The sequence below is a fragment of the Halostagnicola bangensis genome (assembly GCF_054653435.1).
The window spans coordinates 890,023-910,782 of record NZ_BAAIGG010000002.1 but is presented as its reverse complement, the minus strand read 5'-3'; the positions used below and the strand labels follow the sequence as shown (position 1 = coordinate 910,782).

Genomic DNA, 20,760 nt, shown 5'->3' with positions numbered 1-20,760 from the left:
TTCACTCGTTCGCGGACCGGTTCGTTCGCGGACCTTCGGCCGTGAGAACTCGGCTATTCGAGGAACGCCTCGAGCCCGGACGCGGGATAGCCGACGACGGTCGTCGCGCCCGCCTCTCGCAGGCTCTCGGTTTGTTCTTGGACCACAGCTTCCGGTCCGACGAGTGCGTAATCTCTGGCCGCCTCGAGGAGGATCTCTCGAGATCGCCCCTGTGCGCTCGCGTCCGTCCGTGCCTCCTCCGGGAGCGCCTTCGAAACGGGGCGACGACGGGCGACGTACGAGCCGATCGCGTCGAGAATCTCGTCCTCGTTGTCGGCGAACACCGTCGGCGCGTAGACCGAAATCTCGTCGTCGAATCCGGCGTTGCGCAGGGATCGAAGCTCCCGTTCGGTCGTTCTCGAGTACAGTTCGAACTGCGTCGCGCCGGTCGCCATCGCGATCCGCTCGACGCCTTCGGTGCCGACCCAGGCGTCGGGGTCGCTCTCGAGGGCGGCACCGAGTCGCGGCGAGACTGCTCGCGTCTGTTCTTCGTCCGTGAGATACGCGGCGTGTCCCGCCACGAGAATTCGCCCGACGCCTTCGGGGAGCTTCCCGAGGAGCGTCTCGTCGCCGAGCGGATCGAAGCCGTCGGCTCGAACCGGTGTCGTCAGAAACACGTCCGCCGACTCCGAGAGGGATTCGAGGGCTTCCTCCTCGGGGAGGTGCGCCCGTCCTTCGTAGTCGATGACGATCGTCTCGACGGGGACCGACGCGGCGTTCGAGACGTCACACTCGGCTGGTTTGAGCGCGATCGCGTCCAATCCGGCGCAGGTTACGGGGCTCGTGGCTGTCAACATGAACGATTACCTCACGCGATGCCGTCGGTTCGGCGTTTGAAAGCGCCGATAGCGACAGTTCGTCGATGCGGTTGTCCGTGGGTGCGGGATGTGTCCGCAAAAGGGTGGCGTTTCAGACGCCGGAGACGGATTTTCTGACCGTTCAAAACGGTGAATTTTCGACTCGATCGTCCGGTTCGAAATCGGTCGCCAACTCGAGGAGTTGGACCAAAATGTTCCCCGTCGCTCCCCAGACGGTGTAGCCGTCGACGTGGAAGTAGTGAACCACGGCCTCGCCGTACGTCGGGTGGCTCCGTCGTTCGCATTCGTAGTTCTCCGGATCGAGGAGCCCGGACAGCGGAAGGATGGCAATTTCGGCGACTTCGTGTTCGTCCGCGTCGTATTCCCGATCCGGGACGCGACCCACGAACGGCGTGACGGCGTACTCCGTGATCGTCCGAATGTCGTCGAGCTGGCCCACGATTTCGGATTCGTGGTCCTCGAGGCCGATCTCTTCGGTGGCTTCCCTGAGCCCGGTCTCGAGGATTGTCTCGTCCCCGGGTTCCGCGCCGCCGCCGGGAAAGCTCATCTGTCCGGGATGTTCGCCGAGGTGATCCGCTCGTTTCGTAAACAGGAGGTAATCCTCTCCGTCGCGGTCGATAACCGGTGCGAGGACCGCGGCGTCGTAGGCCTGGTCGTCGATACGGGTCGGCTCGTAGTCGGCTATCGCGTCGAGGTGAAGACGTGACATGCGCTCAGTCGAGTCCCTCCTCGAGGCGTCCCCGCTCGTCTGCGAGTTCGACCGGTGCCCACGCCTCGATGTCGTAGCTCACCTCGAGCAGGTACTCGAGTCGTTCGTCACTGCGCGCTCCGTTCAGTGCCTCGTCGATAGCGTCGGAAAACCGGTCTCGAGCGGTCTTGCCGAGCGCCTCTCGGTCGAACCGCCGTCGGTCGATGTCGAGAATGTGGGGAACGTCCTCCGCGTACTCCGGAACCTCGGGGAACGCCGCCGGCCCGGAAACGTAGAACTGGTCCTCAGCGTCGAGGGTTCGAGGATCCGTCGTCATCTCCGCTACGGTACACTCGAGCAACGTAAACGACTCGAGGCCGTCGTCGATCGCCTCCTCGAGGGCTCCCTCGTCGATCGAGCGACCGTCCGCGCGAAACGCGGCCTCCGAGAGCGCCCGCTCGAGTTCGTCGCGGGAGAGTCCGCCGAAGAGGTCGACGACGCCAGCGAGTTCGTCAGCCGTCGCATCCATACCCACGCTAACGGCGGGTCCGCTGATAGGGGTTTCGAGCGAATACGTTCGGTCGTACTGAGACGGTGCGAAAAAACGCCGATTCCCGCGTCGCGGAGCCGGGATATCCCCAATCGCGCTCGTCAATCCTGCGTTCCCGGCTCGAGGCGCTTTTCGGGCCACGGCTGGGCCGCCTCGAGTACCGCCGAGGGGTCAAGCGACGCGTCGACCCACCGCGGGAGTCGTCGATCCGAACCCGGCGGTTCGATCGAGTTTGCGTAGCGCTCGAGTTGATCGCGTTCCGCCGAGACGTCGTAGGAGAGGTCGTTGAATCTCGCATCGGCCTCGTATTGGCTGATCAACTGCCGCCCCGCGTCGAGGTACCGCTCACGGAGCGTTCGGTACTCCGGCTCGACGCCGCGTTCCTCGAAGACCCGCAACAGTTCGGCGGCGACCGCTCTGCTCATTCCCTCGAGCCCGGCGTTGCCGGCGACGGCTCGGTGGTCGTGTTCGTGCCGACCGAGGTCGACCTGTGCTGTTCCCTCGAAGCCGGCGTACTCGAACGCGTCACCCAGCGTTCCGACCTCGAGCCCCCAGGCTCGCGGCGCGCGGAGTCTGCGGACTAGCTCCGACGACGCCGCGAACTCGCCGGCGAGGGCGTACCGGAAGGAGCTGAGGTAGGAAACGATCGGTTCGTCGTGGCGCGCCTCGAGTGCACGGACGAGCGGCTCGTAAAAGAGGCGGAACAGTCGCCCGTAGAGTTGACCGTCCTCGACGCGCGCGTAGTATCCCTTCGAGAACTCGAACCCGTTCGTCAGCGGTGCTAACAGACGGGCGACGTGGTTTCCCTCGTAGCTTCGCGCGTCCGCGTCGTGAACGACGACGTACTCACACGCCTCGGCCGCGGGGCCGAGCGCGAGCCAGACATCTCGCCCTTTTCCGAAGCCGTTGTCGAGCCCGACCGTCCCCAGCAACTCCTTGACGGCTGGTGCGTTACACCAGAGAACCGACAGCGAGAGGTCGAACGACTCGAGCCAGGTGCGAAACGGCTCGATCCGATCGGGCGAGGCGCGGACGGGAACGAAGACGCGGGCCGGATCGACCGCCTCGAGTTCGGCGAGGACGCGCCCGGCCGCTGGACTCTCGTGTTCCCGATCGGTCATCGGAACGACGACGGCCGTTTCCTTGAGCGCGGCTTCGACGTCCCCGACTCGAGGCGTCGATCCGAACTCGTGGAGCGTGGCAATTCGCTCCTGGACGTATTCCATCGGTGGACACTTCGAGCGGAGAACCAAAACGGCCACGACTCCGGCGAGCCACGGCGGATAGGATGGCTCAGCCGCTCACGGCGGGCTCGTTCGTGAGTTCGGGGGAACGTTTGGATTAGCTCGAGCCGCCGTTGGGAAGCAGGTTTGCGAGCCAGAGCACGATCAGTGCGGCAATCAAAACGACGAGCCCGCCGGCGAGCCCGGTAAACACCTCGTCGAAGCTGAACCCGATGTCGACGAGGCCGCCGACGAGGACGCTCCCGACGGCCTGAATGGGCATCATCGTGCCGCTGAAGACGGCGTAGCCGCTCCCGCGGTGAGAATCCGGAAGGGAGGCCAGGATGTAGGTGTCCGTCGCCGGAAAGAGGCTGTGCATCACGTAACCGATCACCGCCGAGATGAGGAAGACGGCGAGGAGACTTTCTGCGAGGATTAGGCCGACGAGACAGATGACGAAGCCGATCAGGACGGCGAGCATGAGCGGCACGAACGAGATTCGATCGGCGATAACGCCGGTGAGCCAGAACGCGGGGACGCCGGTCGCAAAGACGACGGTGAGCAGGATCTGCGAGATTGTCTCGGAGAATCCCTTCGATTCCACGAGGTAGACCACGTACATGTTAAAAACGCCGTTCCAGACGAGCCCCGCGAGGCCGACGATCGCGATTCCCGTGAGGATGATCTTCCACTGGGCGAACAGCGCTTCGGTGAGGTTCAGGTCCGTGCGTCCGGCACCGGGGAGGTCCACTCGGCGCGCGGTCAGGTAGAACGCGAACGCGGAGATCACCGCCCCGACAGCCATCAGTAGAAAGATCACCCGCCAGGCGGCGATCGGGAGGAACGCGATCGCGTAGACGGCGGCGACGAGCGGCGGTGCGGCGACCGCCGCGAGCTGGCTCGCCATTCCGTTGATCCCGATCGCACGACCCGGTCGGTCGGGAAAGAGCTCGCTCACCAGCGGCATCGCTGAAACGTAATAGACCCCACTCGCGATGCCCATCAACAGGGCACCGACGTAGAGAACCGAAAGTGAGGGAGCGAGCGCGGCGAACACCGAACCGCCGGCGAGGATGAGTCCCGTCGCGAGCACCACCCATCGCCGGGGAACTTTCGTCAGGATGTATCCCGTCGGAAAGCGCGGCGCTGCGCTTCCGACCCAGACCAACGTTGCGAGCAGGCCGACCGCGCCCGCGCTCGCACCGAACGTGGTTCGAAACGGCTCGAGAAGCGGCGCGTAGATCATCCGGCCGAGGTTCACCAGAAAGACGAGTCCGCACAGCGACCCGAAGACTGCCGTCCGGCCGCGAAAGCGCTGGGTCACTGGATCGTTCATACGGTAGCTGTCGGTCGCTCCCAAGTCATGCTTTCGAATCGAAACGCTATAAATGACAAGTGCCGAGATAAAAACAGCCCCTGTCTTTTTCTCCCCGACCTTCGTAGGGGGTGAACATGCAATCAATCCGGAAGGCACTTCGTAAGGGTGAACTCGATAAGGACACCTACGAGCGAGTGGTCTGTGCTGACTGTGATAAACCCCTCAAGACCGAAAACGATCCGGACACGATCACGACGATTCGGATTTGTCCAGAATGTAACACGAAGTGGAAGGAAATCCGGTAACCGCTCGGTTTGTCCGTCGACTCACACTCTCTTCTCGGTCGATTTCGACTGATCCGTTTTGGCCCGATCCGCTCGAGTCTCCCGACGACCGGCTTCGTCGACCGAGCGCCAGTCCACACCGTGCGTGGTCGAACATCCGCCGCGTCGATAGAACGCGCGTTGTGCTTCAGGACCGATCGCCAGCCATCGCCGAGAATAACCGGTCTTCGAACTCGACGTGGCTGATTCCGTCCGACGGGCCGATGCCGCGCATGTGTTCGACCGAGAGCTGACCGCCACCCATTCGGGCGTGACCGCCGGCGTTGGCCATCGGAATGTCGCTGACGACGTGTCGAAGGGTCTCTCCCATGTGAACCCTGTCGTCGCGCGAGCGCCCGGAGAGGTGTAACGTCCCGTCGTTTTCTCCGTAGACGACGACGGCCGTAACTCCCTCGAGGTGCATGAGTTCGTCCGCGGCCTGTGGAATCGCGTCGACGTTGCCGATCTTCCCGACGTCGCAGGTGGCGAACGATCCCTCGACGCGCTTTTCCGTGATCGCTTTTGCTTTGATCTGTAACACGTCGTCGCTTACCTGCGGGTTGGCGATCCGATCGAGGCTGTCCTCGTCGATTCCCGAGAAGAGAAACGCACACGCGTCGAACTCCGCCCTCGAGCACCCTTTCGTCAGGTTGTTCGTATCCGACTGGATGCCGTACAACAGCCCCGTCGCGAGTTCGGGCGAAATTTCGAAATCGCCGTCGTCCTCTTCCTCCTCGGCCATCACCGCGTCCATATCCTCGAGATACTCGACGATGATCGTCGAGGCCGCGCCGTAGTCGGTTCGGACGTCGGTAAACGACGTTCCCGCCCCGTTGCCCGGGTGGTGATCGACAACGACGACCGGCTCGACGGTTTGGGCTCCCGTGAACCCGCGCGGCGTGTTGTGATCGACCAGCACCACGGTCTCGGCCGCGAGGTCGGAGCTCGATTCGACCGTCTCGAGGTCGAGATCCAGGACGGTCCTGAACGCGCGATTTTCCTGATGTCGTATCTCGCCGGGATACTGGAGCGTCGTCTCGGTGTCGACCGAATCCGCGATTTCGGCGACGCCCATCGCACACGCCATCGCATCGGGGTCGGGGTTCGGGTGCATCAACACCGCCACTTCGTCGTGTGTGGCCAGAACCCGCTTGAGACGCGAGCCGGGCGGTCGGCGAAACCACCTGACGAGCCACCAGCCCCCCAGGAAGATTCCGACAATCCCCAAAACGACTAACGAAAGGACGAGCGGATCCGTCGACTCAGCGAAATCCACAGCGCCGTCGACCGCCAACGCGCCGTCACCGCCGGCAGCGTCCCCCGGCAAACGGACTCCCCGATAGCTCATACCCCACTGTTAAATCGAGCCACCAAGAATTTTCCCCCATCTGACTCGTTTCAATCGGTCAATAATTGGCAGGGGTGTTCACTCGTTTGCCCTAGCGCTTCCGGAATAGTCGTCGATAGCGGCCCGATACCCCTCGCGAAACGTCGGATACGCGAATTCGTACCCGAGCGACCGCAATTTCTCGTTCGAGCACCGTTTGCTGGTCAGAATCCGCCGTTCGGCGGCCGCTGAAATGTCCCCTCCCTCGAGTCGTTCGGCTTTCGTCTGCTTGGGCGGCTCTTCGACGTCTGCGGCCTCGGCGAGCCAGTCGGCAAACGCCCACTTCTCGGCCGGTTCGTCGTCGACGACCTGCACGACCTCGCCGCGTGCGAGGTCCTCCTCAAGCAAAAATCGAACGGCTCCCGCCGCGTCGTCGCGGTGGACCATGTTCAGATATCCCGCCGTGACCGGCCCCTCGAGATATCGCTCGAGCCGGTAGCGTTCCGGTCCGTAGAGGCCCGCGTATCGGGCGACAGTGCCGTCGAATCCGTATTCGGGCGGGAGTTCGAGCGCGACGCGCTCGGCCTCGGCGAGCACCTCCGTCTTCTCGGTGGTCGGCTCTACGGGCGTCTCTTCGTCGACATAGTCGCCGTCGTGATCGCCGTGAACGCCGGTCGAAGACGTGTATACCAGCCGATCCGGCGGATCGTCGCGCGACCCGAAGGCTTCGATCGCCGTGCGAAGGCCCTCGACGTACACCCGCCGCGCTGCACTCGCGGCGCGTCCGCCGCTGCTCGCGGCGAATACGATGGCGTCGACGGCCGGCACGGACTCGAGTTCGCGCTCGTCGGTGATATCCGCTTGAACCCCTTCGAAGCCGTGGGATTCGATCGTCTCGATACCCTCGCTCGAGCGTCGGACGCCGATCGCGTCGTGACCGCGCTCGGCGAGCTGGCGGCCGAGTTCGCAGCCGACGTGACCACAGCCCAAAATTGCAACTCGCATACGAAAATTCGGGGGCGAGACCCCATAATGCCACCGCTGTGGTAGCTATTCTTCCGAAGAATTGGTTTCCCGCGGGTGAGCGGTATCGCTTTCGGCAAGTCGGTACCTGCCGGACCCGATCAGCCGAACGCGCCCCCGCTTGTGGAGCCGATCGCACGCGACTTCGACCGTCATCGGGTGGTCCTCGAGAACGGACGCGAGTTCGGCCACGTCGAGCGGTTCCCGCTCGGAAAGCTGTCGGAGTATTCGCTGTTCGGTATTCATTCGCTGGTTCCTTGTGCGTCGCTCATCGGTCGTCCTGGTATTCTGCATAGACATCGAGAATCTCTGTATAGCGTTTTCGAATCGTCACACAACTCACGTGAGCGACGTCGCTCACGGCTTCCTGGGTCACGTCCTCGTTCGACAGCCGACCGGCGGCGTACAGTGCTGCTGCGGCGATACTCGCCGGACTTCGACCGCTGTGGAGCGCCTCGGTTTTCGCCGCCTCGAGCAACTCCCGCGAGAGCCCTTCGGCTTCGTCGCTGATCTCGAGCGCGGAGGAAAACTGCGGAACGTACTGGAGCGGATCCGCTGGCTCGAGTTGAAGGTCCAGTTCCTGAGAGAGGTATCGATAGGCTCGCTGAATTCGAAGCTTTTCGACACGACTCACCGTCTCGAACTCGACGAGTGTCCGCGGCGTCCCGTGTTGTCGCGCGCCGGCGTAGAGACTCGCCGTCGCCATCCCTTCGATGGATCGGCCCGGCAACAGTTCGCGCTCGACGGCGCGCCGATAGATGACGCCCGCCGTTTCTCGACACGGCTTTGGAAGGCCGAGCGCGGAAGCCATCCGATCGATCTCGCCGAACGCCTGTTTGAGGTTCCGCTCTCGAGCGTTTTTCGTGACGAATCGCTCGTCCCACGTTCGGAGTCGCTTGAACAGTTTGCGCTTTCTCGCCGAGAGTTGCTTTCCGTACCCGTCCTTGTTTCGCCAGTCGATCCGCGTGCTGAGCCCGTTGTCGTGTCGGAGTTCGCTCGAGGGCGCGCCGACGCGGCTCCGAGATTCGCGCTCCTGGGCGCTAAAGGCCCGCCACTCCGGGCCGCGATCGATCGTTTTCTCCCGCACCACGAGCCCGCACTCGCGACACGCCGTTTCTCCCTGTTCGGCGCTCCGCTGGAGCGTGCCGTCGCATTCCGGACACTCGGTCCTCGAGTCGGGGGATTTTGTCCGATCGACGGGTTCCTGCGTGTCGACGCGAGGCGGGGTCTTGGTGCGTATGTTGTCCATGGTTCGGAGCGGTTGTGATTCCTGGAAGCGACGAGGTTGTGGTCATCTAGCACATTCGGAGCGGGGCATAAGAGCGCGGGGCGGATTCCCAGCGAATAGGAATCCGCTTCGCGTTCCGATACGCCCTCAGCGGTCGGACTCGACCCAAACGGGTACGGCAGACGGCAGACATCGTTTGATACGGGCTATAACGAGGTAATAACTGCTCGAATATCACGAGAGAGCAACGGCTCGAAACGGGTGAAAACAGTTCAGTTTTTGACGCCTCAACGCCGAATCAGGGCCCGACTCCCTCGAGTGCCCTAGTTGCCGATCGCCGCGATTTCGTCTTCGAGCCAGTCGCTGAACCAGCGAACGCGTTTGAGCCGCTGGTGGGCGATGCTCTCGGCCGCATCGCTTTCGACGCGATTGGCGGCCTCGAGACCGCGCTCGAGGACCCGATCGACCATCTCCTCGGAGTCCATGTGCGTCCGAGCTTCGTAGCCCATGCGCAGGAGCATCAACGCGATTCCGTTCGCGCCGACCTTATCGAGCAAGTCGGCCTCGATGAGACACTGGGTCTCGAGTGCGAGGTCGTCCAGGTCGCCCTGATAGGAGTGGTATTCGACGGCTCGACAGACCTGCGAGATAAACGACTCGGGATACTCACCGCGGGACTCGAGGTACTCGCGGGCGACGCGAGCACCGGCTTCGGCGTGCAGTTCCTGATCGGTCTCGAGTTTGGCCACGTCGTGAAACAGTCCGGCGACGCGCGTAACGTCGACATCTGCGCCTTCTTCTTCTGCGATTTCCTCGGCGAGTGCGACGACGTTGAGGATGTGGTTGTGTCGGTACTCGGCGGAATGCCAGGGGTACCAGCGCATGCGACCACCTTCGTCCTCTTTCTCGACGCTGGCCGCTAGATACTCGAAGACAAAACTTTTCATCGCCTCGAACTCAGCGTCGGATACCCTGTTTTCTTTTATTTCGACGCCCACGAGAGATCCCTCCGCAGCAAACGAATGATAGTCATTACCGGAATATACGGTCGTTTCGCTCTTTAGCCTTTGGTTCGGGCGGGTTTTGGTTCCGGACGGTCGTTTTAGGTGGGCAACGACGACACCTGACGTGCTTTACCGTTTATGAACACCATTCACATGATTGATACTGACACACCATAAGGAACGACCGTTAAAGTCAAACAGACGGCCCTGAAACGTAGGCCTATGAGCAGCGAACAGGAAGCGGAGTCGATTCGGTGTCTCGTCTCGAAAGTCGGTCTCGACGGACACGACCGCGGGGCACACGTCATCGCTCGAGCGTTCCGCGACGCCGGATTCGAGGTCATCTACTCCGGACTGCACAAAGCGCCCGACGAGGTTGTACAAGCCGCGGTCCAGGAGGACGTCGACGTCCTCGGTATTTCTATCCTCTCGGGAGCCCACAATACGCTCGTCCCGAAGATCATGGACGGTCTCGAGGAGTACGGCGCCAAAGACGACACGCTCGTCCTCGTCGGCGGCGTGATCCCCGACGAAGATCGACCGCCGCTCGAGGACGAGGGCGTCGCCGCCATCTTCGGTCCAGGGACCTCCATCGAAGAGACGGTTGACTTCGTCCGCGAAAACGCCCCGCAACGATGAGCGCGGCGGACGACCAGCTTCTCGAGGAACTGCTCGCCGGAAAGCATCGCGCGCTCGCCCGGACGATTTCGAAGATCGAGAACCGGTCGCCGGGCTACCGCGATCTCGTTTCGAAACTCTACGCACACACTGGCGAGGCGGACGTCATCGGCATCACGGGAAGCCCCGGTGCCGGCAAGTCGACGCTGGTCGACAAACTCGCGGAAACGTACCGCGAGCGCGGCGAAACGGTCGGCGTCATCGCCATCGACCCCTCCTCGCCGTTTACCGGCGGCGCGGTGCTGGGCGATCGCATTCGGATGGCCTCGACGGTCGGTGATATGGACGTTTTCGTGCGCTCGATGAGCGCCCGTGGCACCCTCGGCGGCCTCTCGACGGCGACCGCGGACGCCGTCAAAGCTATGGACGCCTTCGGAAAGGACAAAATCATCATCGAGACCGTCGGCGCGGGCCAGAACGAGATCGATATCGTTCGCACCGCCGACACCGTCGGCGTGCTCGTCCCGCCGGGCTCGGGCGACTCGATCCAGACGCTCAAGGCGGGGATCCTCGAGATCGCCGACGTGTTCGTCGTCAACAAAGCCGACCGGCCGGGAGCCGATCGGACCGTCAAGGAGTTGATGGAGATGATCGACCTCGGCGAGGGCGGCGGATTCGGCGGCGGGAGCGGCCATCACGGACCCGACGCCACGGATCAGGCGACTCACGATGCCGGCGACGCGGCAGATGTCGGTGGGTCGAACGCCGATTCGGCAGACGCAGACGTCTCGGACGGTGACGCGAGCTGGCGACCCCCGATCGTCGAAACCGTTGCCACGAAGGGTGAGGGAATCGACGAGCTCTTATCGGAGTTTGCAACCCACCAAACCTACCTCGAGGAATCCGGCGAGCAGGCGGAAAACGCGCGTCAACGTTACGCCGAGGAGATCAGGACTCTCCTCAGAGAGGACGTTAATGCGCTCCTCGAAGAGCGACTTCAGGATGCCGGCGGCGTCGAAGCGTTAGCCGACGCGGTCCGAACCGGCGACACCGATCCGTACACGATCGCCGACGACCTTCTCGAGCCGGTCGAGGAGTGTCTCGAGGGACTCGAGACGGAGGAGACTCCGGAGACGAGTTCGCAGTCCTAATACTGTCGGCTGTCCCTCTATGAAGATTCTCGCACCCCGGGCGACGAGAACTATGAACGACTTCCAGCCGACAGTATAAGCAGTCGTCAGTGCGACGCGGCCCTCGCGGCTTTTCCCCCAGCGACAACGTCTGCGGCCGATCGGACACAACTTCTGTAGACCGGCCGCAAGTTGAAGGTCGTCGACGACGAACCACGGGGCATGAAGCTTCGAACGGTAGTCGCCGGAGCCCTGGGAACCGCTGGTGCAGCCGTCCTCGGAAATCGCATGCTCGCACGACGGGCGGGTGACCTCGAGAACCCCTTGCCCGGCGTCGAGCGAACCTATCGGTGGCGGGGGATGGACATTTCCTATACGGTCGCCGGCGACCCCGATGCGCCGGATATGCTCCTCTGTCACGGCATCCACGCGGCCGCCAGTAGCAACGAGTTCGATCCGATTTTCGAACGCCTCGCCGAGGACTATCACGTAATCGCCGTCGATCTCCCCGGATTCGGACGGTCGGATCGACCGCCGCTGGTGTACTCCTCGCGGCTGTACGGCGAGTTTATTCGGGATTTCGCGAACGACGTGGCGGACTCGCCGATCCTCGTCGCATCGTCGCTTACCGGCGCGTTCGCCGCTGAAGCCGCCGAAGACGCGGATCTCGAGCGACTCATGCTCATCTGTCCGACGGCCGAAACCGGGGACGAACGGCCGCGGCTCCGAACGCTCCTTCGGACGCCAGTCATCGGCACGACGCTGTTTAACTTCCTCTCGAGCAAGCCGTCGATCCGCTACTTCTACGACCGCGACGGCTACTACGATTCGGCCAACATCGACGAGGAACAGGTCGCCTACGGCTGGGAGAGCGCCCACCAGCCGGGCGCGCGCTATGCCCCAGCGTCGTTCGCGTCGGGCACGCTCGATCCCGATTCCGAGTTCGACCTCCAGACCGAACTCGCCGCCCTCGAGACGCCGACGACGCTCATCTGGGGTCGTGACGCCGAGTTAGTTCCGCTTCGCGACGGGCGAGACCTCGCGGAAGCGGCTGATCTGGATCTGGTCGTTATCGACTACTCGACCTTACTCCCCCACGCCGAACACCCTGAGAAATTCGTCGAGTACCTCGCCGCGGAGCTTCCGCATCTTGGGGAGTAATTGGCGAAAACGGGCTCGAGAACGAGCGAATGTGTCGTCCTCTCGAGGGTCGTCAAATGGCGATTACCATTTCGAATCCGCGATAAGTGCAGAGATAACGACGTTGGCATCGATGACCAGCTTCATTCGCCAAGTCTACGTCGATTCTTCTTCGACGTGCTTGCGTCCTTGTTCGTTTATTTTATTGGCGATTTCCTGAACATCGCGCTCGGTGAGTTCACTCTCATTGGTAAGTTCGTCCATCATCTCGAGCGTCTCAATCTTCTCTTGGATGGCCTGTCGCGTGACCTCACTCCAGTTGATTTCCGGGTGTTTTTCCATTTGGTCTTTGAGGTCGTCGTCCACGTTGACCGTGATACTAGGCATACAGAAATCTATGCTGACACAGAATAATGTGTCTTCAGGTGACCTCATACCCGTGCACGCAGAAGTCTCTCGCCGCGAAGATCGTTCCGCTCGACAGTCAACCGAATCCTGTACTCGGGGCGACGTGACCACTGTTGAAAACACCAGCATCCGCGAATGACATCCTCCCCGGCGTGAACAGAGCGGGATCGAGGATCCCGCAGGCAGTCGGGCGAAGCCCGACGACGCCGGGGTTTCCTCACGCTGGGGGTCTCGCTTACCGACCCACGGAGGCAACTTGCGGGTTCGTATGCTCCTCGTTGGGAACTGAGCGTGGTGACTCTGACCATTCGTGGTCGTCCCACTTGAGGCATACAGGCCGTGCCATCGGCCGTACTACGCTGTTGTGCCGTCTCAGGAACGTCTCGCTTACCGTTAAGTCCGCGTGACCGTCAAAGCCGCAGGCGCACGTGAGCGAGTCTTGATGCCGAGTCGTACGGTCGGTCGAACCGCAGTTCGGACACTCTTGCGAAGTCCACGCTTCCGTCCGAACTTCGACGGTGATGCCGAACTCCTCGGCGGTACACGCGAGACGATTGATGAACGCCCGGAACGCCCAGAAGTTGTGCGTCTTCGCGTTCGATCGGACGGACCACGACGTTTCGAGAACGTCGGTGAGATCGCCGACGTACACTGTCGCAACACCCTCGTCGTACAACCGTTCGATGAGGTTGCGGCAAAGCGCGTCTTGGGCGTGGTCGCGTCGGCGCGTTCGACGCCGGTATAGCGAGCGAATCTGCTTGCTGCTGTACCGACCATCTCGAAGCTTCGACTGAAGCTCGGCGATTCGGCGCGTGGTTTCGCGGAAGCGGTCGAACAGGCCGCGGCCTTCGTAGAGGTACTGCTGGCCGGTTGTGGTCGTACACGCGACGAGGTTGTTCGCACCGATGTCCAAGGCAGCTTCTTCCGAAGCCAGTGGTTGTGCCAGTCGAGAATTGTCTACGGTGACTGGCTGAAAGGCCCTGAACGTCTGTGCGGTCTCGTCGTAGTACAGTTCGAGCCGACCTTGCTTGTCGTACTCTTTCCAGTTTGGTTCTCCGCGAACTTCGAGGCGAAGGCGTTCCCGCGCCCCGAGTCCGTACTCCTCCTTCAGGTCGCTCCCGACGAGGATTTCGAGGCGAGAGTATTCGCCCCATTCGACCGAGTACGATGTGTTGCGGATGTACGTCTGAAGGTCGCGTCCTTCGCGTTCGTTGCCCCAGAAGCCGGGCTTGCCGTTGGCTTCTCCCTTCTTTTGGAGCGCGAAGAACGACCGCCACGCTTCGCGGTTCTTGCGTTCGATTTGCTGAACCGTCGAAGCGCCGAGTGTGCCGCCATACCGTCCGCGGTACTCGCTGATCTCCCACACGTCGCCATCGGGGTCGGCGTAGTGTTGGCGGCGCTCGTAGTTGATTTCGTTCCAGAGAGCGGCTGAAGCGTCCAACAGACCACGAAGCAACTCCTCGTCCGCGTCGGCTGAGGAACGACTTCGAAGGTGTTGGTCCGCTTCATCGCTATCTACTGCTACGGCCGGAACTAACATAAACATACGGGTTCTCGTAGATAGTATGTCGAACCACGTCAACATCGAAGTACCGGACGACGAACAGTACGAGCGTATTAAGCGCGTGAAAAACGACCACGGCCTGACGTGGCGAGGGATGCTAATCCACGCTGCCGACGACTTGGAGGCCCCAGACCAGCAGTGATCGGCGGACGCGGAACGGAGCTTACGCGATTCACGCCCGTTGAGCAAACCGAAGGTTTGCGATGCCCATCAGAACGCTTGCGTTCTGAGGACGCCGTAAACGGCGGGACTCTCTCGCTGAATTAGGTAGCGTGGAACTGAACGTTCCGTGAACCGTTCGCGCGGCGTAGCCGTGCGAAGACGAAGCGAGTGGTTCACCGACGGAGCGGGGTGAAACCTCGCAGCTGCGGTGTTTGACATTATCAGAATGCCGTGTGTTCTGACGGCATCAACGGATTTTGCCGGGAGTTGTGGCAGGCGTCTACGACACCTGCCGATTCCCCCAGTAACAGAGGTTATTGTTACGTATTGCAGTTTTCGAGCCGATATTAAAGAAAGAAACAATGCTCTGTCTACTGTTGTTCCTCGAGAGCCAACGAGTCGAGGATAAATTCGTCGATGGCTTGGCGGGCCTGTTCGGGGGCGTCTTCGTGGCCGAGCGAGATACGTCGGCCCCGCGCGGCGTGGATAACGTCCGTGATGAGTTGGCCCATGCGCTGGGCGTCGACGTCGCGGAAAGTTCCCTGTTCGATCCCCTCTTCGATGACTTCGACGACGCTTCCTCGAAGCTGTTCGTAGTGTTCGTTGAAGATTTCTCGGTGCTGGTCGTCGTTCTGGGCCTGCGTGTACAGTTCGTGATACACCTTCATGCGGTCCCAGTGGGTAAACTCTCCAAATTCCGGGCCGAACAGACACTGGTCGATCCGGGCGTCGAGTTCCGTTCGGAGGTCCGCCTCCGCCTCAACTTCGACGCTCCCCTCATACTGCTCGATGACGTACTCGAGAAACGAGGAGAGCAGATCGTACTTCCCATCGTAGTGATAGTGGATGACCTGCCGAGTCAACTCCATCTCTTCGCCGATATCGCGCATTCTGAGGTCCGAGTACCCGTGCTTGCTCAACGCACGAAAGGTCGCCTCCATGATCACCACTTCGGTGTCTTTGGAGGTCACTTTCCCATCGGACTCGCTCATAGGCCTACTCTGGGAGAACGCTATATAATTTGATTGCTCCGGAGACCACTGTCCGCAGAAAGTTTACTGAGCAGTAAATTTTTATCCTCGTGGTAAGACTACCCAACTGCGCATGTCACGAACAATCATACGAAACGGCACAATCGTCTCGCTCGACCCGGAGATCGGACAACTCGAGGGCGCGGACGTCCTGATCGAAGACGGCGAAATCGTCGATATCGGGCGCGGTCTCAGCGCGTCGAACGCCGACGTCATCGACGCGACGGATCGGATCGTTCTCCCGGGATTCGTCGACTCGCACATCCACCTCTGGCAGACCCAGGTGCGGGGGATCGCCGGTGACTGGTCGCTCATGGGCGATTACTTCGACGACATGTTGGGGAACATCGCGGGGCTCTACGAATCCGAGGACATGTACCTCGGGAACCTCTTCGGCGCGCTCGAGAAGCTCCACACGGGAACGACGACCGCGCTGGATTGGTCCCACGCGATCAACACGCCCGAACACGCAGAACGGGCCGTCGACGGGCTGAAAGAGGCCGGACTTCGAACCGTCTACGCCTACGGACCGCCAGGGGACGACGCGGCGACGTGGTGGTTCGACAGCACCGAGAGCCACCCCGAAGAGCACGTCCGACAGCTCCGCGAGGAGAAGATCGAAGACGACGATCTGCTCTCGCTCGGACTGGCCCTGCGCGGTCCCGACTTTACGACCGAGGAGGTCGCCCGAAGCGACCTCGAACTCGCGCGCGACCTCGGCGTCGTCGCGACGATTCACATGGGTGCGGCGCTCTGGCCCTCGTCGATCTACGGCGAGGACTACCAGGGCTTCGGCGCGATTTCGGACATGCTCGGCCCGGACGTAAACGTCGCCCACGCGAATCACTTCTCTCAGGAGGACATCCAACACGCCGTCGATCAGGGCGTCTCCTTTTCGGCCACGCCAGAGGTCGAGATGCAGATGGCCCACGGTATTCCCGTCACCGGAAAGGTGCTCGAGGCCGGCGGGCGGCCGACCTGGGGCGTCGACGTCTGTTCGGACATCAGCGGCGATATGACCAGTCAGATGCGCGTCGGCCTGCAGGTCCAGCGAATGCTGGATAATCAGCAAACGCTCGAGAACGACGAGGAGGTCACCAGCGTGAATCTGACCTGTCGGGATACACTCGAGATGGCGACCATCGAGGGAGCGAAGGCGCTGGGTATGGAAGACGAGATCGGCACGCTCACGCCCGGTAAACGCGCGGATATCGTGACGATCCGAACGGACGATTTCACGACGGCCCCGGCCCACTCGCCGATACAGACCGTCGTTTTCCAGTCGGATCCGTCCCATATCGACACCGTGCTCGTCGACGGCGAGCCGGTCAAACGCGACGGCGAACTCCTGAATCCTGCAGTAAGCGAGGAGTTCGACCGGTTCGTGGAGTCCGGACGGCGCCTGATCGACGAAGCGGATCTTGACCTGTAACTCCCGCGCTGGGACTTACAACACCCACGCCCCAAACCGAAGACGTATTTCGCGATGCGATAACTCATAACATCCACTCATGCGAATCGGACAATATCGGACGACGAACGCGGACCAACCCTGGTGTGGCGTATCGACCACCGACGAAACCGTCATTAACCTCCCCGAGGCGGGTTCGGGAGCCGGCCTCGAGATCCCTCGAGCGACGACGGATCTCCTTTCCGACTGGCAGTGGCGACGAAAGGCAGAACTCGCCCTCGAGTACGCCGAGGAGACGGGGACGGGCGAGTACAGTGCCGACGACGTGACGCGACTCGAGCCGGTGAGCGACCCGAACAAGGTCGTCTGCGTCGGCCTCAACTACCGCGATCACGCCGAGGAGGGCGACAATCCGATCCCAGACGAGCCCGTGCTCTTCTCGAAGTTCCCGACGGCGGTCACCGGGCCAGAGAGCACCATCTCCTGGGATCCCGACCTCACCGAAAAGGTCGACTACGAGGCGGAACTGGTCGTCGTCGTCGGGAGCGAAGCGCGCCGCGTCGACGAGGACAAAGCCCTCGAACACGTCGCGGGCTACCTCGTCGGCAACGACGTGTCGGCTCGAGACCTCCAGCACGGCGACGGCCAGTGGGTTCGCGGCAAGAGCCTCGATACCTTCGCGCCGGTCGGCCCGGAACTCGTGACGATGGACGAACTCGAGGATCCACACGACCTCGAGATCTGGGCAGAAGTCAACGGCGAGCGGCTTCAGGAGTCGACGACCGACAACCTGATCTTCGGCATCGACGAGCTGGTGTCCTTTTGTAGTCAGGCGTTCACGCTCGAGCCCGGCGATCTCATCTTTACCGGCACGCCTCCGGGCGTTGGCGTTTACCGGGAACCGCCCGTCCTGCTCGAGGACGGCGACGAGGTCACGATCGGGATCGAGGGCGTCGGCGAGCTGACGAACTCCTGTCGGTACGACTGATCGGCCTCGAGATTCGCCGCTTTCACGCAGGCGTTTGTACGGATTGTGGCACCTCTCCACACTTGCCAGTGTGAACGCGTTCTCAATCGGGAACTGCATCGAAGGGGGCCCGAGGGCACGGTTGTGGCGTCTGCTCCGTTCGATCGTCAGGGGCGTCCGGGCTCGACGACGCTCTCGTCGATGATATCGGTTCCCGACTGTTCGAACGCCGACCAGTGCGTTTCGATCGCCTCGTTGTGTACCACGCCGTCTCGTTTGACGATCCGTCCGTCGACCAGTACGGTGTCCACGGTGGAGGTACCCGCCTGGAACACCGCCGTTTCGATCGGGTCGTGAACGGGTGCGGTGGTGATGTCGTCGGTACGAAGCAAGACGATGTCGGCCCGTTTGCCCGGCGTGATCGAGCCGATCCGGTCTTCCATCCCGAGTGCGCGTGCGCCCTCGATGGTCGCTAGCTCGAGCGCGCGTCGGGCGTCCAGAGAGACCGATTCGGTCTGTTCGTTGCGCTCGACGGCCGGCTGTTTGTCCAGCGCTCGCTGTGCCTGCAGGGCCATCCGTGTCTGCGTGAACATGTCGCCGCTGACGTTCGACGTGATGTCGACGCCGAGGGTCGGCGTCGCGTCGGCCGCTATGGCTTCGCCGAGAACCGGCATCCCCATTCCCATCTGCATTTCGACTTCCGGCGTGATCGAGATCGAGCCGCCGGAGTCGCCGATCAACTCGAACTCCTCCCGCTCGAACCGATTCCCGTGGACGTAGTTGAGATCCGGCCCTAAGAGGTCGAGTTCCTCGAGATCGTAGACGCCGCCCGGACCGAGCGAGCCGATGTGCATCGAAATCGGAATGTCGAGTTCCCGGCCGAGGGCGATGTCTTCCTCGACGACCTCGTCGGTCGCGTAGTCGGGACCGCGAATACCCATCGCCAGCGTTAGCAACCCGTCGTTGGCCGGGAACCGTTCGTCGTGCAGTCGCTCGATGTCTGCTGGATGCGGTTCCGTGCTCGCCTCCCACCACGTATCGCCGTCGTCCCCGGGTGGCCCGTGAGCGAACACCGACCGGATACCGGCGTCCTCGAGCCCGTCGATCGCCCGATCGGTGTGGTCTGGGGAGTTCGCGATGTGAAACCAGTCCAGGACCGTCGTCGTTCCGGTGTGGAGTTGCTCGACCGCACCGAAGAGGTTCCCCAAGTACGCGTCCTCGGGTTCATATCGGCTGCTGACATCGCCGAGCATCAACTCGAGGTACTCGGAGAACGTCCAGTCACCGGTGGTGCCGCGGACGCTCGCCTGCCAGGTGTGCAGGTGGGAGTTGACGAATCCGGGGAGAACGATGGCGTCGCTCGCGTCGACGATTTCGGCGTCGGACTCCTCGATGGTATCGGCGATCTCGACGATTTCGCCGTCCTCGATCAACACGTCCGCGTTCGCCTGTACGCCCACGTCGGGATCGATGGGGACTAGCGTGCCGTCCTTGATTATCGTCAGGTGCGTGTCGTCGGATTGGGCCGCTCCGGATGTGTCCGACACCGAGTCGTCGCCGAATCCGAAACAGCCGGCGAGCGGTAGCGACAGTGCCGTCCCGGCTCCGAGTTTGAGATAGTTCCGTCGCGATACCGTCCGTCCGTCAGCAGTCACAGGTTCTTTCATCGTCGTGTTACAGTTGACGATTACCCCGGTGAGAGAAGTGGCCTCGTTTGGAACGTTCCAAACGGGATGTCGTCGTCGCTGTCTCCAGATTATCTCTGCACCGGCTCATCGGTCGGTGTCGCTGCGTCGGAGACTCGAACCGGACGGCAGATACCCGAACCGGACGACCGATGCTCGAACTGGGTGACAGACACTCGAATCGGGCGACCGACCCCGAAAACCGGGTCGATTCAGGAGAAAACCGAGACTTCGCCTTCAGGAATAGTCTCTTCGTCGGAGTTGGCCGACTCAGATGGATTTTCGACGAATCCCGAAAGGTAACGCTTCGCGAGCCAGGCCTCCGCACGCGTAATCCGATACTGGAGCGTCGAGACTGGAATCCCTTCATCGTTTGCGATTTCCTGTAAGGACACCTCTCGCGGCGACTCGTAGTAGCCGTACTCCACCGCAGTTTGCACCGCCTTGCGCTGTTCGTGGGATAGATCGTCAGTGGCCGACCGCCGGTCGTCCCACTCGGGCGAGTGATCTACGCGCTCGAACCGCAACTCGAGTCCCGGCCTGAGATGTGCGTCGATCGTCTCGTAGATCGGGCTTAGCGACGCGTCGTTTTCGACGAGAACGCGCCACTTGTACGTGTCGTGGTACTGCTCCGCGCGGAACAGCGCCCCATCGCCGAGATACTCTCTCACCAGGTACGGGACCGAACGGCAACCGGGGCCCTCGGACTGTTTCGAGTAGATGACGCGGCGAGTTGCCGTCTCCACGAGCACTTCGTGCCACCAGTCGATCGGACACCCGGCAACGCCCTCTAGATTCGTACAGCGGTCTAGACCCTCGAGTACGTCGTCGTAGGCCGGAAGCGACTCCCTCGGCCCGGTCACTTCGTCAATTCGCCACATCGTCCCGCCGGAGACGTTACACGAGACCGTCTTCGAATACAGTCCCGGATTCTCGATGAAGACATCCATCAGCTCGTCGGCACCCCTCTCGTAGGTGATCGTAAATTCGAACGCTTGCATGGTTATCGTTTCGTTGAACAGCCCCTAAAGACCGGCTTGGAACATTCCAACCGAGTCCGTGCATTCGTCGCCCGTGATGATTCTGCGGTTCCGTCGGCCACG

General features: G+C 62.1%; 21 protein-coding genes and 1 pseudogene. 7 read left to right on the top strand and 15 right to left on the bottom strand.

The features are described 5' to 3' along the window. Positions 1 to 53 precede the first annotated feature (53 nt). From ACYQ14_RS06155 to ACYQ14_RS06135, 5 genes are all read right to left on the bottom strand, one after another. Positions 54 to 833 (bottom strand): DUF7388 family protein, encoded by a 780-nt coding sequence (locus ACYQ14_RS06155; RefSeq protein WP_459889999.1) that lies wholly within the window; start codon positions 831 to 833, stop codon positions 54 to 56. A gap of 145 nt (positions 834 to 978) precedes the next feature. Continuing rightward, on the bottom strand, positions 979 to 1,566 hold the full coding sequence (locus ACYQ14_RS06150; RefSeq protein ID WP_283834552.1) for an NUDIX hydrolase: 588 nt from the start codon (positions 1,564 to 1,566) through the stop codon (positions 979 to 981). A gap of 4 nt (positions 1,567 to 1,570) precedes the next feature. After that, the gene (locus ACYQ14_RS06145) at positions 1,571 to 2,074 is read right to left on the bottom strand and encodes a DUF7109 family protein (protein ID WP_459885989.1); all 504 of its coding nucleotides are present in this window, start codon (positions 2,072 to 2,074) and stop codon (positions 1,571 to 1,573) included. Between the two features lie 122 nt (positions 2,075 to 2,196). Further along, a complete protein-coding gene (locus ACYQ14_RS06140) occupies positions 2,197 to 3,321 on the bottom strand; it encodes a glycosyltransferase family protein (RefSeq protein WP_459885987.1) in 1,125 nt (374 codons plus the stop codon). Between the two features lie 115 nt (positions 3,322 to 3,436). Next, entirely contained in the window at positions 3,437 to 4,654 is a 1,218-nt protein-coding gene (locus ACYQ14_RS06135; RefSeq protein WP_459885984.1) for an MFS transporter, read from the bottom strand. 116 nt (positions 4,655 to 4,770) lie between these two features. Here ACYQ14_RS06135 and ACYQ14_RS06130 point away from each other — a divergent pair, with 116 nt between their 5' ends. After that, on the top strand, positions 4,771 to 4,941 hold the full coding sequence (locus ACYQ14_RS06130) for an HVO_0758 family zinc finger protein (protein WP_345782513.1): 171 nt from the start codon (positions 4,771 to 4,773) through the stop codon (positions 4,939 to 4,941). Between the two features lie 166 nt (positions 4,942 to 5,107). Here ACYQ14_RS06130 and ACYQ14_RS06125 read toward each other — a convergent pair whose 3' ends face one another. The 5 genes from ACYQ14_RS06125 to ACYQ14_RS06105 all read right to left on the bottom strand — a co-directional run bounded on the left by ACYQ14_RS06125 (position 5,108) and on the right by ACYQ14_RS06105 (position 9,535). Next, complete coding sequence (locus ACYQ14_RS06125) at positions 5,108 to 6,307, bottom strand: DHH family phosphoesterase (RefSeq protein WP_459885980.1); 1,200 nt, start codon at positions 6,305 to 6,307, stop codon at positions 5,108 to 5,110. A 78-nt stretch (positions 6,308 to 6,385) separates the two neighbouring features. Next, positions 6,386 to 7,291: an NAD-dependent epimerase/dehydratase family protein gene (locus ACYQ14_RS06120; RefSeq protein WP_459885977.1), complete on the bottom strand. Its 906-nt coding sequence runs from the start codon at positions 7,289 to 7,291 to the stop codon at positions 6,386 to 6,388. 45 nt (positions 7,292 to 7,336) lie between these two features. After that, positions 7,337 to 7,555 carry a MarR family transcriptional regulator gene (locus ACYQ14_RS06115; protein ID WP_459885975.1) on the bottom strand — a complete coding sequence of 73 codons (219 nt, stop codon included), beginning with the start codon at positions 7,553 to 7,555 and terminating at the stop codon, positions 7,337 to 7,339. 22 nt (positions 7,556 to 7,577) lie between these two features. Further along, positions 7,578 to 8,558, bottom strand: a complete 981-nt coding sequence (locus tag ACYQ14_RS06110) for a transcription initiation factor IIB (RefSeq protein ID WP_459885972.1) — start codon at positions 8,556 to 8,558, stop codon at positions 7,578 to 7,580. A 302-nt stretch (positions 8,559 to 8,860) separates the two neighbouring features. Beyond that, a complete protein-coding gene (locus tag ACYQ14_RS06105) occupies positions 8,861 to 9,535 on the bottom strand; it encodes an HD domain-containing protein (protein WP_459885969.1) in 675 nt (224 codons plus the stop codon). A 228-nt stretch (positions 9,536 to 9,763) separates the two neighbouring features. On the opposite strand from ACYQ14_RS06105, the gene ACYQ14_RS06100 reads away from it, so the two are divergent. The 3 genes from ACYQ14_RS06100 (at position 9,764) to ACYQ14_RS06090 (ending at position 12,450) form a co-directional block, all read left to right on the top strand. Next, positions 9,764 to 10,180, top strand: coding sequence for a cobalamin B12-binding domain-containing protein (locus ACYQ14_RS06100; RefSeq protein WP_459885965.1), 417 nt, complete (start codon positions 9,764 to 9,766; stop codon positions 10,178 to 10,180). Then, positions 10,177 to 11,310, top strand: coding sequence for a methylmalonyl Co-A mutase-associated GTPase MeaB (gene meaB / locus ACYQ14_RS06095; protein ID WP_459885962.1), 1,134 nt, complete (start codon positions 10,177 to 10,179; stop codon positions 11,308 to 11,310). Before ACYQ14_RS06100 ends, meaB begins: the two co-directional genes overlap by 4 nt. Positions 11,311 to 11,511: 201 nt before the next feature. Beyond that, positions 11,512 to 12,450: an alpha/beta fold hydrolase gene (locus ACYQ14_RS06090; protein ID WP_459885959.1), complete on the top strand. Its 939-nt coding sequence runs from the start codon at positions 11,512 to 11,514 to the stop codon at positions 12,448 to 12,450. A 135-nt stretch (positions 12,451 to 12,585) separates the two neighbouring features. Here ACYQ14_RS06090 and ACYQ14_RS06085 read toward each other — a convergent pair whose 3' ends face one another. Both ACYQ14_RS06085 and ACYQ14_RS06080 read right to left on the bottom strand, forming a co-directional pair. After that, positions 12,586 to 12,816 (bottom strand): hypothetical protein, encoded by a 231-nt coding sequence (locus ACYQ14_RS06085; RefSeq protein ID WP_283834539.1) that lies wholly within the window; start codon positions 12,814 to 12,816, stop codon positions 12,586 to 12,588. A gap of 256 nt (positions 12,817 to 13,072) precedes the next feature. Continuing rightward, a pseudogene (locus ACYQ14_RS06080) lies at positions 13,073 to 14,346 on the bottom strand (RNA-guided endonuclease InsQ/TnpB family protein). 56 nt (positions 14,347 to 14,402) lie between these two features. Between ACYQ14_RS06080 and ACYQ14_RS06075 the strand changes: the two are divergent. After that, positions 14,403 to 14,543: a hypothetical protein gene (locus ACYQ14_RS06075; protein WP_459885956.1), complete on the top strand. Its 141-nt coding sequence runs from the start codon at positions 14,403 to 14,405 to the stop codon at positions 14,541 to 14,543. Between the two features lie 391 nt (positions 14,544 to 14,934). Here ACYQ14_RS06075 and ACYQ14_RS06070 read toward each other — a convergent pair whose 3' ends face one another. Beyond that, entirely contained in the window at positions 14,935 to 15,555 is a 621-nt protein-coding gene (locus ACYQ14_RS06070; RefSeq protein ID WP_459885954.1) for a TetR/AcrR family transcriptional regulator, read from the bottom strand. Positions 15,556 to 15,667: 112 nt separating this feature from the next. Here ACYQ14_RS06070 and ACYQ14_RS06065 point away from each other — a divergent pair, with 112 nt between their 5' ends. Together ACYQ14_RS06065 and ACYQ14_RS06060 are read left to right on the top strand one after the other, a co-directional pair. Then, a complete protein-coding gene (locus ACYQ14_RS06065; protein WP_459885951.1) occupies positions 15,668 to 17,026 on the top strand; it encodes an amidohydrolase family protein in 1,359 nt (452 codons plus the stop codon). 79 nt (positions 17,027 to 17,105) lie between these two features. Further along, the gene (locus ACYQ14_RS06060; RefSeq protein WP_459885948.1) at positions 17,106 to 17,993 is read left to right on the top strand and encodes a fumarylacetoacetate hydrolase family protein; all 888 of its coding nucleotides are present in this window, start codon (positions 17,106 to 17,108) and stop codon (positions 17,991 to 17,993) included. Between the two features lie 146 nt (positions 17,994 to 18,139). Here ACYQ14_RS06060 and ACYQ14_RS06055 read toward each other — a convergent pair whose 3' ends face one another. Together ACYQ14_RS06055 and ACYQ14_RS06050 are read right to left on the bottom strand one after the other, a co-directional pair. Next, the gene (locus ACYQ14_RS06055; protein WP_459885945.1) at positions 18,140 to 19,639 is read right to left on the bottom strand and encodes an amidohydrolase family protein; all 1,500 of its coding nucleotides are present in this window, start codon (positions 19,637 to 19,639) and stop codon (positions 18,140 to 18,142) included. Between the two features lie 230 nt (positions 19,640 to 19,869). Beyond that, positions 19,870 to 20,658, bottom strand: coding sequence for a helix-turn-helix domain-containing protein (locus ACYQ14_RS06050; protein WP_459885942.1), 789 nt, complete (start codon positions 20,656 to 20,658; stop codon positions 19,870 to 19,872). Positions 20,659 to 20,760: the final 102 nt, after the last annotated feature.

Bases quoted from the DNA above. Each gene is read 5' to 3' on its own strand.
- ACYQ14_RS06150 (WP_283834552.1), bottom strand. From the start codon at position 1,566: ATGTCACGTCTTCACCTCGACGCGATAGCCGACTACGAGCCGACCCGT.
- ACYQ14_RS06145 (WP_459885989.1), bottom strand. From the start codon at position 2,074: ATGGATGCGACGGCTGACGAACTCGCTGGCGTCGTCGACCTCTTCGGC.
- ACYQ14_RS06140 (WP_459885987.1), bottom strand. From the start codon at position 3,321: ATGGAATACGTCCAGGAGCGAATTGCCACGCTCCACGAGTTCGGATCG.
- ACYQ14_RS06135 (WP_459885984.1), bottom strand. From the start codon at position 4,654: ATGAACGATCCAGTGACCCAGCGCTTTCGCGGCCGGACGGCAGTCTTC.
- ACYQ14_RS06130 (WP_345782513.1), top strand. From the start codon at position 4,771: ATGCAATCAATCCGGAAGGCACTTCGTAAGGGTGAACTCGATAAGGAC.
- ACYQ14_RS06125 (WP_459885980.1), bottom strand. From the start codon at position 6,307: ATGAGCTATCGGGGAGTCCGTTTGCCGGGGGACGCTGCCGGCGGTGAC.
- ACYQ14_RS06120 (WP_459885977.1), bottom strand. From the start codon at position 7,291: ATGCGAGTTGCAATTTTGGGCTGTGGTCACGTCGGCTGCGAACTCGGC.
- ACYQ14_RS06115 (WP_459885975.1), bottom strand. From the start codon at position 7,555: ATGAATACCGAACAGCGAATACTCCGACAGCTTTCCGAGCGGGAACCG.
- ACYQ14_RS06110 (WP_459885972.1), bottom strand. From the start codon at position 8,558: ATGGACAACATACGCACCAAGACCCCGCCTCGCGTCGACACGCAGGAA.
- ACYQ14_RS06100 (WP_459885965.1), top strand. From the start codon at position 9,764: ATGAGCAGCGAACAGGAAGCGGAGTCGATTCGGTGTCTCGTCTCGAAA.
- meaB (WP_459885962.1), top strand. From the start codon at position 10,177: ATGAGCGCGGCGGACGACCAGCTTCTCGAGGAACTGCTCGCCGGAAAG.
- ACYQ14_RS06090 (WP_459885959.1), top strand. From the start codon at position 11,512: ATGAAGCTTCGAACGGTAGTCGCCGGAGCCCTGGGAACCGCTGGTGCA.
- ACYQ14_RS06085 (WP_283834539.1), bottom strand. From the start codon at position 12,816: ATGCCTAGTATCACGGTCAACGTGGACGACGACCTCAAAGACCAAATG.
- ACYQ14_RS06075 (WP_459885956.1), top strand. From the start codon at position 14,403: ATGTCGAACCACGTCAACATCGAAGTACCGGACGACGAACAGTACGAG.
- ACYQ14_RS06070 (WP_459885954.1), bottom strand. From the start codon at position 15,555: ATGAGCGAGTCCGATGGGAAAGTGACCTCCAAAGACACCGAAGTGGTG.
- ACYQ14_RS06065 (WP_459885951.1), top strand. From the start codon at position 15,668: ATGTCACGAACAATCATACGAAACGGCACAATCGTCTCGCTCGACCCG.
- ACYQ14_RS06060 (WP_459885948.1), top strand. From the start codon at position 17,106: ATGCGAATCGGACAATATCGGACGACGAACGCGGACCAACCCTGGTGT.
- ACYQ14_RS06055 (WP_459885945.1), bottom strand. From the start codon at position 19,639: ATGAAAGAACCTGTGACTGCTGACGGACGGACGGTATCGCGACGGAAC.
- ACYQ14_RS06050 (WP_459885942.1), bottom strand. From the start codon at position 20,658: ATGCAAGCGTTCGAATTTACGATCACCTACGAGAGGGGTGCCGACGAG.